Origin of the sequence: Actinomadura geliboluensis (genome assembly GCF_005889745.1) — a bacterium.
Lineage (GTDB): Bacteria > Actinomycetota > Actinomycetes > Streptosporangiales > Streptosporangiaceae > Spirillospora > Spirillospora geliboluensis.
The window spans coordinates 1-10,189 of the sequence record NZ_VCKZ01000333.1 but is presented as its reverse complement, the minus strand read 5'-3'; the positions used below and the strand labels follow the sequence as shown (position 1 = coordinate 10,189).

Here is a 10,189-nt window from a genome sequence, read left to right as displayed (position 1 = left end):
GCCGATGCGCCGTGGACACGGCGACCCCGAGCCGCCCCGCCTCCTTATGCCGTGGCGAGTGTGGACAACGCGTTGCGGATCGCGACGATGCTTCAGTTGGAAGGGGCCATGACCGTCACCGAGGTGGCGGGGCGGCTCGGGGTCGCCGTGTCCACGGCGCATCGGCTGCTGGCGATGCTCGTCTACCGGGACTTTGCCGTGCAGGACGCGGATCGGTCCTACCGGGTCGGGCCTGTGCTGGAGTTGGCGGCGCACTCCCCGTCGGCCGCGTCGCGGTTGCGGGCCGCCGGGTTGCCGCATCTGCGGAAGCTGGTCGACGTGCTCGACGAGTCGGCCAACCTGACCGTGCGCACGGGACGGACGGCGCGGTTCATCGCGAGTGTCGAGTCGTCGCAGGCGCTGCGGGTCGGCTCGCGGGAGGGCATGGTCTTCCCCGCGCATCAAACCACCGGCGGCCTCTTGCTGCTGGCCGAGCTGCGGCCGGACGAGCTGGCGGCCCTCTACGCCGGGGAGCGGGACGGCGACCGGCCCGACGCGGCGGAGCTGGAGCGGGTGCGGCGCAATGGCTTCGCGCTCAACAACGGGCGTTCGGAGCGCGGGCTCGTCGCGGTCGGGGTGCCGGTGCGGGGTCCGGACGGGGTGGCCGTCGCGGGGCTTTCGGTCTCCATGCCGAGCATCCGCTACGGCAAGGAGGACCTGCCGCGGCTGGTGGCGACGCTCAAGGGTGCGGCGTCGGCTCTTGAGCAGGGGATGTCGGCCGGCTGAGCCGCAGCGCGGCGACGCGTGCCTCGCCGAGGGCGGCCATGGCCTCGGCTAGGAGGGTCATCTGGGCGGGGAGGACGCGGGCCGGGTCGGCTTGTGAGGCGACGAAGGCGCCGTCGAACCCGGCGATGCCGAAGTAGTCCAGGTCGTCCGCGACGGCCTGGGCGATGTCGGGGCCCTCGGCGGCGAAGGACGCGGCGATCATCGTGTTCATGTGGGCGCGGCCGTCGCGCCGCACCTGCTCGATGATGGCCTCTACCTCGGCCTCGGCGGCCTCCGCGCTCATGATCAGGATCAGGTGCAGGCGGAGGAAGTCGGCGCGGGCCGTGAAGACCTCGCCGGTGCGCAGGAGGTACCAGGTCAGCCGCTCGCGGGCGGTGCCGCCCTCGGGGCCGCCCGCCTGCGCCTCGCGCATCGCCGAGAAGAAGTCGTAGGCGCCGCGCGCCATGACCGCCGACAGCAGCCCGGCCTTCGACTGGAAGTGGTGGTAGACCGCGCTCTTCGGGAGGCCGGTCTCCCGGCTCAGCACCGAGAGCGAGGTGGCGGCGTAGCCGCGCTCCGCCATGATCCGGGAGGCGGCGTCCAGGATCTCCTCCCGGGACCTGCGGCCACGACTGTTGCCGTTCTTTTCGTCCGCCACGGGTTGAAGCATAGATGCGCCCGGCGACTGTCCGGTTTGTCCTGTTCTGCACTGCGGAAAAGTTTGGCCGTCCGGCCGTCCACATGTGAAGGTGGTCACGATCGTACCGAACGATCGGTACAAAACCGCGCCTCTCGGAGCCCGCATGACCCAGCATTTCGACGCCGATGTCGCGATCGTCGGATACGGCCCCACCGGTGTGACCGCCGCGCTCACCCTGGCGAAGCACGGAGCCTCCGTCATCGCGTTGGAGCGGGACCGCGACATCTACCCGCGCGCCCGCGCCGTGACCATCAACGACTGGACGATGCGGATCTTCCAGGGGCTCGGCATCGACGAGCGGATCACCCGGGTGGTCGAGCCGCAGCGGGCGCTGCGCTGGGTGACCTACGACGGCACGGAGATCATGCGGGTCGAGCACCCGCCGTCGGTGCTGGGCCCGACGCCGCGCTTCTACAACATCTACCAGCCGCTCATGGAGACCGAGCTCCGCGCCTGCGCGGACGAGCACGGCGAGCTGATCGACGTCCGGTACGGCGTCGAGGTGACCGGGCTGGAGCAGGACGAGGACGGCGTCACCGTGACGGCCGTGGACGCCGCGACGGGAGAGACGCGCACCGTGCGCGCCCGCTACGCGATCGCCGCCGACGGCGGCAGCAGCGCGTGCCGGGACATGATCGGCTGCCGGCTGCTCGGCGACACCCTCGACGTGCAGTGGATCGTCATCGACTGCCGGGTCAAGCGCTGGTGGCCCGACCGCGACTTCCTCACGTTCTGGTCGGACAAAGAGCGTCCGGTCGTCGACATCGCGCTCTCCGCCGGCAACCACCGCTGGGAGATCCCGCTCAAACCGCACGAGACCGAGGCGGACTTCGCGTCCGAGGACGACGTCTGGCCGCTGCTCAAGGCGATGGGCGTCAGCACCGAGGACGTGTCGATCCACCAGTGGGCCTTCTACCGCCACCACACGCGGATGGCCGAGACCTGGCGGGCGGGACGGGTCTTCCTCGCCGGGGACGCCGCCCACCTCATGCCGCCGTGGGCCGGCGCCGGGATGCAGACCGGCATGCGGGACGCCCACAACCTGGGCTGGAAGCTCGCCCGCGTCCTCAAGGGCGAGCTCGGCGAGGGCTGGCTGGACACCTACGAGGCCGAGCGCCGCCCGAACGCCGCCTTCTACACGGGGCTGGCCGTCCAGCTCGGCCGGGTCATCAAGCAGGAGGCGACCCCGGCGGAGATCGAGGAGATGAACCGGGTCCCGGAGAACACGGTCACCCCGTTCGAGCCGCCGCTGATCGCGCCGCCGGTCCTCGACGCGGGCTGGCTCCGCGGCCCGGTCGGCGACGCGAGCATCGTCGGCCGCATGATCCCGCAGCCGATCACCGGCGACACCACCGGGCGGATGGCGCGCCTGGACGACCTGCTCGGCGACGGCTTCGTCCTGCTCGGCGCGGACACCGACCCGGCCGCGCTGCTCACGCCCGAGGAGAAGGCGGAGTGGGACGTGCTCGGCGCCCGCTACCTGGCGATCCGTCCCAAGACCGCCTACACGCAGGGGCCGGACGAGCTGGTCGACCTCTACGAGGTCCTGCTGCCCTGGCTGGCCCGGTACGGCGTGCGCGCCGTGGCGGTGCGTCCGGACAGGTTCGTCGCCGCCGCCGACGTCTCCGGCCTCGCCGCCCCCGCCCTGGCCGACTGATCGACCGACCGCCGACAACAAGGAGCTGATCCTCATGACGGGAGTCAAGGAGCTCGCGTACGTCGTCTACGAGGCGAGCAGCCTCGGCGACTGGGAGCATTTCGCCGTCGAGCTGCTGGGCATGCAGCTCGCGGACAAGACCGCCGACGCCGTCGCCTTCCGGACCGACGAGAAGGTCCACCGCTGGCTCGTCCGGCAGGGCCCCGCCGACGACCTGGCGGCCAGCGGCTACGAGGTCGAGAGCGACGCGGCGCTCGACGCGATCGCCGCCCGGCTCGCGGCCGCGGGAGTCGAGGTCGAGGAGGGCGGTGCCGCGCTCGCCGCGTCCCGCAAGGTCGACCGCATCCTGGTGACCGCCGACCCGATGGGCAACCGCGTCGAGGTCGTCACCGGGTTCGCCGACGCCGGCACTCCGTTCCGCTCGGACGTGCTGCTCGGCGAGTTCGTCACCGGAGACGGCGGCGCGGGCCACCAGGTGCTGCTGTCCAAGGGCGTCGCGCGCGAGACCTACCTGGCGTTCTACGAGGGCCTCCTCGGCTTCCGCATCTCCGACACCATCGTCGAGGAGCTCGCGCCGGGCGTCGTCGCCGACCTGATCTTCCTGCGCTGCAACCCGCGCCACCACTCCGTGGCGTTCGGGGACATGCCGCACCCGAAGCGGACGCACCACTTCATGGTCGAGGTCACCGACATCCGCGACGTCGGCACCGCCTACGACCGCTGCATGGACGCCGGGCAGCCCTTCGAGATGACGCTGGGCATGCACCCTAACGACCACATGTTCAGCTTCTACGTCCAGACGCCGTCCGGCTTCAGCGTGGAGTACGGCTGGGGCGGCCTGCTCGTCGACGACGAGACCTGGCAGGTCAAGACGCTGGACCGGCTGCACAGCTGGGGCCACCGCCCGCCGGAGGTCGTCGCCGGCCTGCTCTCCGGAAAGGACGCGCACTGATGCCGCTCACCCAGGCCGAAACGGCCCGCACCGTCCAGACCAAGGACTGGAAGCTGCGCTACTACGAGGCGGGCGCCGGGCACCCGGTCGTTCTGCTGCACGGCAGCGGCCCCGGCGCCACGGGCTGGAGCAACTTCTCCGCCAACATCGAGGCGCTGGCCGAGCACTTCCACGTGTACGCGGTGGACATGCCCGGCTGGGGCGACTCGGACGCGGCGACCGTCGACCGCCTCGACCACGTCGAGGCCGCGGTCCAGTTCCTGGACGCGCTCGGCATCGCGAAGGCCGCGTTCGTCGGCAACTCGATGGGCGGGCAGACCTCGCTCCGGCTCGCCACCGAGCACCCGGACCGGATCACCCACCTGGTCACCATGGGACCGCCGGTGGGACGGGTCCCCGCGCTGTTCGCGCCCGGCGGCGGCCCGTCGGAGGGGCTGAAGGTCCTCATCGAGACCTACCGGGAGCCGACCCCGGAGAACATGCGCCGGCTCGTCGAGATCATGTGCTTCGACAAGGCCGCGTTCGCCACGCCGGAACTGTGCCAGGCCCGCTCGGACGCGGCGCTCGCCCGTCCCGAGCACCTGCGCAACTACGTCGACGGCCTGCCGAAGGGCGCGCCGCTGCCGGTGTGGGTCAAGCCGGAGCTGCTGCCCGGCATCAAGGTCCCCACGCTCCTCATCCACGGCCGGGACGATCGCGTGGTGCCGTTCGAGAACTCCCTGTACCTGCTGGCGAACATCCCGGACAGCCGTCTCGTCCTGATCAACCGCTGCGGGCACTGGGCGATGATCGAGCACGCCGACGAGTTCAACCGCGTCGTCACGGACTTCCTGCGCAACACCCCGTAGGACGCGGGGCTCATAGACGGGCGTGGGCTGCGCTTAGGCGGTCCTGGTCGGAGCGTTGCGAGCGGTCGCCGGAGACCTCGTCCGCCCAGGCGAGCAGGCGGTGCAGATGGACGTCGGCGGTTCCGGTGGTGATGCGGGGGTTCCCGAGGGCGATCTCGCCGCCGGTGCCGTCGATGGTGATGAGCGTGCCTGAAGGGACGACGCGTTCGCCAATGCGGACGTGGTCTGCTGCCGTGTCGACGGTGAGGCCGGCTGCGTCCACGACCGCGGGCTTGCCCATGGCTCGGGCGACGACGGCGGCGTGGCTGGTGGGCCCGCCGCGGCTCGTGGCCACCCCGGCGGCTGCGGCGAGGCCGTGCATGTCGAGCGGCGAGGTGACCGGACGGACGAGGATCACCGGCCCGTCGGCGGCCATCCGGGCGGCCTGATCGGCGGTGACCGCGATGCGACCCGACACGACGCCAGGGCATGCGCCTCGGCCGCGGGTGAGGAGATCGATCCCGTCACCGGTGTCGATGCGCGGTGTACGGGCGTCTTGCAGGTGTCGGAGGGAGATCCGGCGGAGGGCCGTGCGGCGGTCGATGAGTCGGTCGTCGGCGAGGTCCACGGCGGTGCGGACGGCGGCGCGGCCGGTGAGGCCGCCAGGACGCACCTGGAGGAACCACAGGTCGCCCGCCTCGAACGTGAACTCGACGTGGCAGGCGTCGCGGTAATGCCGTTCGAGGCGGTGCAGGGCGGCGACGAGCCGCTCCCATACCGCCGGTTCGCGGTCGGCGAGGTTGGATAGGGGCCGGGTGGTGGAGCGGCCGGAGACCACGTCGTCCCCCTGCCGTCCGAACAGGACGTCACCGAATGGGGCCTTGGCACCGGTGTTCGGGTCGCGGCTGAAGGCGACGCCGCTCCCGCTGTGCTCGTCGCGGTTGCCGAACACCATCGCCTGCACGATCACGGCCGTCCCGAGGTCGTGCGGGATGCGGTTCAGCTCGCGGTAAGTGGTGGCGCGTGGGCTGTGCCAGGACGCGAACACCGCCCGCACCGCAGCGTGCAACTGGCCCATCGCGTCGTCGGGGACGGACGCGGCCGGGAAGCCGTCGAGGAAGCGGCGGCGTGTCTCGTGTGCGAAATCAGGGTCGCCGGTCTCGGCGGCCAGCGCGGCGGTCGCCTCGGCGGTGAGGCCGAGGTTGAGCACGGTGTCCATCATGCCGGGCATCGACACGGCGGCGCCCGACCGGACCGCCACCGCCAGCGGCCGCCCGTCGCCGGACCCGAAGCGCCGTCCGGTGGCGTCCTCCAGCGCACGGACGGCGGTGGCGAGTTCGGCGTCCAGACCGTCCGGGAAGCGCCCGTCGCGGAGGAAGGCGCGGCAGGCGCGGGTGCCGATGACGAACCCCGGCGGCACGGGCAGGCTGAGGCGCCGCAGCACGACGAGGCCGTGCCCCTTGCCGCCGAGGACGTCCGCCGACTCCCCGCACCCGGGGGCGAGCGGGTGGATCCAGGTCATCGGGCGGCGGTCCACGCGCGGGGGATGCCGAGGGTGGCGAGCAGGTCCTCGTGGAGCTGGAACCACACGGTGTGGTACGAGGTCATGCTGTCGGCCAGGTGCTCCAGCGCGCCGGCGCGGGCGCGGTCGAGCGCGGCGCTGAGCCGGGCCCGGTACCGCCCGAAGCGGGGGAGCGCGGCGGCCAGGTCCGCGATGACGGCCTCGGCGCGCCGGTCCAGGTCGGCGAACCTGTCCAGGACGCGGGCGTCGTAGGACGGGTCGGAGTGGTCGTTCGGCGCCGCCACGCCGTCCACGGTGCGCAGTTGCCAGGCCGAGCACAGGTCCAGCAGTTCCGGGTTCAGGACCATGAACTTCTCGTAGGCGGCGGTCAGCACGTCCCGGGCGCCGCCGGCGTCGAGTTCGCGGGCGGTGCGCCGGGCGTCCTCGTCGCGGCCGGCCTCGGTGAGCCCCCATGCCCCGGACGTGCGCGTCACCAGCCCCGCCGCGGCGAGGTCGATCAGGTGGGACTCCGCGTCGAGGTCGGGAAGGCCGGCGGCGTCGGCGACGCGGGGCAGCTCGGCGTGTCCGATGCAGCGGAGGACGTGCAGCACGGCCGATTCGGCGGACCCCGTCATGCCTCGTCCGTTCCGGTGCGCCGCTCGGTGAGGGACGGGGCGGTCGCCACGGCGTACGCGGCGCCCCTCCCGGTGGCCCGCGCGGTGATCGTCCCGTCCTGGACGCGCACGGCGGACTCGGTGTCTGCCGCCACCCCCGCGCCGACGGCGGTCGCGAGTGCGGCCCCGTCGTCGAGGACGAGCCGCAGCGGCAGACCGGCATCCGGCCCGAAGGCCCGCCGCAGGCACCCGGCGAGGTCGGTGATCCGCAGCCGGACGAGCGCCCCGATCTCGGCCGGGTCGTCCGTCACCACCGCCACGGTGACGGCTTCTCCCGGCCGGGCCGCGCGCACGGCCTCCTCCGCCGCGCCGAGGCGGTTCGTCCCGAGGACCACGATGACCCCGTCGTCGCCGAAGCCCACGGCCTGGCCGGTGAGGGCGTCCGTCAGCTCGCCGGGCGGCGTCCAGGGGTCGCGGCACAGGCTCGGCGCAGCGACGTACGGGAGGTGCGGCGGGTCCCAGGCGTCGTCCGCCGCATGGTCGGCGAGCTGCCGGCAGGCGCGGGCCACGTCGAACGGGTCGCCGAAGCCGGGTGCCGTCTCGGCGAGATGCCCCGCCCCGTGCAGCAGCGTCAGCACCAGTTCCGCCAGCCGCACCCGCCGGCCGGGACGCGGCGCCCGGCACGACTCCAGGGCGAGCGCCACCAGCAGACCGTCCAGCCTGGCGAGCCCGGCCATGGCGGCGCGGCCCGGATCGTCCTCGAACACTCCGGTCAGCGACCGCGACCGCACCTTTCCGGCGTCGGGCGTGTCGCCCGCGAGCGGCAGCCGTTCGAGCCAGGCGCGCGCGAAGGCTTCCGCGCCGTCCGGCAGGTCGAGCGGCGTGGCCGAGCCCGCCGATGACGCACCGGACGCGGCCTCGCGCTCGACGGAATCGAGCAGCACCGCCAGGTACAGCGACCGCTTGCTCGGAAAGTTCGAGTACACGGCGCCGCGCGTCAGCTCGGCGCGGGCGGCGATCCGGTCGACCTTGGCGGCGGCGAAGCCGTGCTCGGTGAACTCCGCCACCGCCGCCGCGAGCACGGCGGCGCGCGTCCGGGCCTGCTGCTGCGCCCGGGTCAGCCGGACCATCGGGCCCCCTTTGCGTTCCTCACGGCGATCAGCATACTCTCACCATCCAGATGATGTGAACATCTGAATGTTGGCTGTACTCCACTCCGCAGACGAAGGGACCGCCGTGACCGACCACGGCCTGGAGGCGTCCGGCCTCACCAAGCGCTTCGGTCGCACCACCGCACTCGACGGCGTCGACCTCGCCCTCCCCCGAGGGCGGATACTCGGCCTGCTGGGGCCCAATGGCGCAGGGAAGACGACGCTGATCCGCGTCCTCGCCACCCTGCTCAGGCCGGACGGCGGGACCGCCCGCGTCGCCGGGTACGACGTGGCGCGGCAGCCGGGGCGGGTGCGCCGGCGCATCGCGCTGTCCGGCCAGCACACGAGCGTCGACGAGGAGCTCGGCGGCCGGGCGAACCTCGTCATGATCGGCCGGCTCCTCGACCTGACCCGCCGCGACGCCGTCCGCCGGGCCGACGAGCTCCTGGACCGGTTCGGCCTCACCGAGGCCGCCGACCGGCGCGTCGCCGCCTACTCCGGCGGCATGCGCCGGCGCCTCGACCTCGCGGCGAGCCTGGTCGGCCGCCCCGAGGTGGTGTTCCTGGACGAGCCCTCGGTCGGCCTCGACCCCGGCAAGCGCGGCGAGCTGTGGCAGATGATCCAGGGACTCGGCGCCGACGGGGTCACGATCCTGCTGACCACCCAGTACCTGGAGGAGGCGGACGCCCTCGCCGACGCGGTCGCCGTCATCGACCGCGGGCGGGTCATCGCCGCCGGGACGCCGGAGGAGCTCAAGCAGCGGGTGGGCGGCCACACCGTCAGCCTCCGCGTCGCCGACCCCGGCGACGCGGAGCGCGCCGCCGCCGTCCTCGCCGCCGTCGCCGACCGGCCCGCGCTGCGCGCGGGCCGGCACGAACTCTCCGTCCCGGTGTCCGGGGACGACGACTTCTTCGAGATCGTCGCGCGGCTGCGCGGGGAGGCCGTCGACGTCAGCGAGCTCTCGCTGCGCCTGCCCAGCCTGGACGAGGCGTTCCTCGCCCTGACCACCGTGCGGGACGCAGACCCCGCCGAAACCGTCCGCTCCCAGCAAAGGGCCTGATGATGACCACCGCCCCCACAGCCGCCCCGCGCGCGGCCTGGTCGCCGCGCTGGCTCCGGCACAGCCTCGTCCTCGCCGGCCGCAGCCTGGCCAAGACGTCCCGCAACCCGGTCACCCTTGTCAACGGCGTGGTCACGCCCGCGCTGTTCCTGGTCCTCTTCCTCTACCTCTTCGGCGGGGAGGTGGCCGGGTCGACCGGCGCGTACCTGCAGTACCTGTTCCCCGGCATCCTCGTCATGGGCGCCGGGCTGACCGGGCTCATCTCGACCGGCGCGAGCATCAACGCCGACCTCAAGAACGGCGTCACCGACCGCTTCCGGAGCCTGCCCATCAGCCGCCTGGCGCCCCTGCTCGGCTCCGTGCTCGCCGACATCGTCCGCTGCCTGGTCGCGGTCGTCCTGCTGTTCGTCCTCGGGACGGTCCTCGGCTTCCGCGCCGGGGGCGGCGTCCCGTCCGCGCTCGCCGCCGTCGGCCTCGCCGTCCTGTTCGGGTTCTGCGTCAGCTGGGTCACCGTGCTCATCGGCGTCCTCGTGAGGAGCACGGAGGCGGTCATGGCCTTCAGCTTCCTGACCTTCCTGCCGCTCCAGCTCGGCACCAGCCTCGCCGCCCGCACCGCCACCCTCCCCGGATGGCTGCGGGCCTGGGTGGACGTCAACCCGGTGACCGCCGCCATGGACGCCTGCCGGGCCCTGCTCAACGGAACCCCCGCCGGCGGCGCCGTCACCACCACGCTGATCTGGTGCGCTGTGATCTTCCTGCTCTTCTGCCCGCCTTCGGTTGCGGTCTACGGGCGCCGCGAATGACCGGCGCGGCGGGGTCTAGGCGGGTTTTCAAGCTGCGGCTGCTCGAAGGCGAGCCCTAGTCTCAGCGGGGCGCGGGCGCCGGGTCGTTGGTGGGGATGTAGGCGGGCAGCGACACCTCGACCGCGAACCCGCCGCCCGGCTCCCCGCCCGACGCGAAGGCACCGCCGATCAGCTCCACGC

At 73.1% G+C, this 10,189-nt stretch carries 10 protein-coding genes; 6 read left to right on the top strand and 4 right to left on the bottom strand.

Translation table 11 applies throughout. The features are described 5' to 3' along the window. The first annotated feature begins 51 nt into the window (after positions 1-51). Positions 52-765 (top strand): IclR family transcriptional regulator, encoded by a 714-nt coding sequence (locus tag ETD96_RS33345; protein ID WP_338072626.1) that lies wholly within the window; start codon positions 52-54, stop codon positions 763-765. Here the strand turns inward: ETD96_RS33345 and ETD96_RS33340 are convergent. Next, positions 719-1,402, bottom strand: coding sequence for a TetR/AcrR family transcriptional regulator (locus tag ETD96_RS33340; protein ID WP_205719576.1), 684 nt, complete (start codon positions 1,400-1,402; stop codon positions 719-721). The genes ETD96_RS33345 and ETD96_RS33340 overlap by 47 nt on opposite strands. A 145-nt stretch (positions 1,403-1,547) precedes the next feature. Between ETD96_RS33340 and ETD96_RS33335 the strand changes: the two genes are divergently transcribed. The 3 genes from ETD96_RS33335 to ETD96_RS33325 are packed head-to-tail and all read left to right on the top strand — an operon-like array spanning position 1,548 to position 4,901. Then, positions 1,548-3,101: a bifunctional 3-(3-hydroxy-phenyl)propionate/3-hydroxycinnamic acid hydroxylase gene (locus ETD96_RS33335; RefSeq protein WP_138640464.1), complete on the top strand. Its 1,554-nt coding sequence runs from the start codon at positions 1,548-1,550 to the stop codon at positions 3,099-3,101. Between the two features lie 34 nt (positions 3,102-3,135). Further along, entirely contained in the window at positions 3,136-4,053 is a 918-nt protein-coding gene (locus ETD96_RS33330; RefSeq protein ID WP_138640463.1) for a VOC family protein, read from the top strand. Continuing rightward, positions 4,053-4,901, top strand: coding sequence for an alpha/beta fold hydrolase (locus ETD96_RS33325; protein WP_138640462.1), 849 nt, complete (start codon positions 4,053-4,055; stop codon positions 4,899-4,901). The genes ETD96_RS33330 and ETD96_RS33325 overlap by 1 nt, the downstream gene beginning before the upstream one ends. 10 nt (positions 4,902-4,911) lie before the next feature. On the opposite strand, the gene ETD96_RS33320 is transcribed toward ETD96_RS33325, so the two are convergent. From ETD96_RS33320 to ETD96_RS33310, 3 genes are read right to left on the bottom strand one after another with little or no spacing between them, the layout of a single operon-like run. Then, positions 4,912-6,402, bottom strand: coding sequence for a pyruvate, phosphate dikinase (locus ETD96_RS33320; RefSeq protein WP_138640461.1), 1,491 nt, complete (start codon positions 6,400-6,402; stop codon positions 4,912-4,914). After that, positions 6,399-7,016 (bottom strand): transcriptional regulator, encoded by a 618-nt coding sequence (locus tag ETD96_RS33315; protein WP_138640460.1) that lies wholly within the window; start codon positions 7,014-7,016, stop codon positions 6,399-6,401. Before ETD96_RS33315 ends, ETD96_RS33320 begins: the two co-directional genes overlap by 4 nt. Beyond that, a complete protein-coding gene (locus ETD96_RS33310; protein WP_138640459.1) occupies positions 7,013-8,125 on the bottom strand; it encodes a TetR/AcrR family transcriptional regulator in 1,113 nt (370 codons plus the stop codon). Before ETD96_RS33310 ends, ETD96_RS33315 begins: the two co-directional genes overlap by 4 nt. Positions 8,126-8,231: 106 nt before the next feature. On the opposite strand from ETD96_RS33310, the gene ETD96_RS33305 reads away from it, so the two are divergent. Both ETD96_RS33305 and ETD96_RS33300 read left to right on the top strand, forming a co-directional pair. Then, on the top strand, positions 8,232-9,206 hold the full coding sequence (locus ETD96_RS33305; RefSeq protein WP_205719575.1) for an ATP-binding cassette domain-containing protein: 975 nt from the start codon (positions 8,232-8,234) through the stop codon (positions 9,204-9,206). After that, the gene (locus ETD96_RS33300) at positions 9,206-10,009 is read left to right on the top strand and encodes an ABC transporter permease (protein ID WP_138640457.1); all 804 of its coding nucleotides are present in this window, start codon (positions 9,206-9,208) and stop codon (positions 10,007-10,009) included. The genes ETD96_RS33305 and ETD96_RS33300 overlap by 1 nt, the downstream gene beginning before the upstream one ends. Positions 10,010-10,189: the final 180 nt, after the last annotated feature.

What these genes read in the sequence shown, in the direction of transcription:
- ETD96_RS33315 (WP_138640460.1), bottom strand. Translation starts at nt 7,016, where the DNA reads ATGACGGGGTCCGCCGAATCGGCCGTGCTGCACGTCCTCCGCTGCATC.
- ETD96_RS33310 (WP_138640459.1), bottom strand. Translation starts at nt 8,125, where the DNA reads ATGGTCCGGCTGACCCGGGCGCAGCAGCAGGCCCGGACGCGCGCCGCC.
- ETD96_RS33335 (WP_138640464.1), top strand. Translation starts at nt 1,548, where the DNA reads ATGACCCAGCATTTCGACGCCGATGTCGCGATCGTCGGATACGGCCCC.
- ETD96_RS33325 (WP_138640462.1), top strand. Translation starts at nt 4,053, where the DNA reads ATGCCGCTCACCCAGGCCGAAACGGCCCGCACCGTCCAGACCAAGGAC.
- ETD96_RS33300 (WP_138640457.1), top strand. Translation starts at nt 9,206, where the DNA reads ATGATGACCACCGCCCCCACAGCCGCCCCGCGCGCGGCCTGGTCGCCG.
- ETD96_RS33320 (WP_138640461.1), bottom strand. Translation starts at nt 6,402, where the DNA reads ATGACCTGGATCCACCCGCTCGCCCCCGGGTGCGGGGAGTCGGCGGAC.
- ETD96_RS33330 (WP_138640463.1), top strand. Translation starts at nt 3,136, where the DNA reads ATGACGGGAGTCAAGGAGCTCGCGTACGTCGTCTACGAGGCGAGCAGC.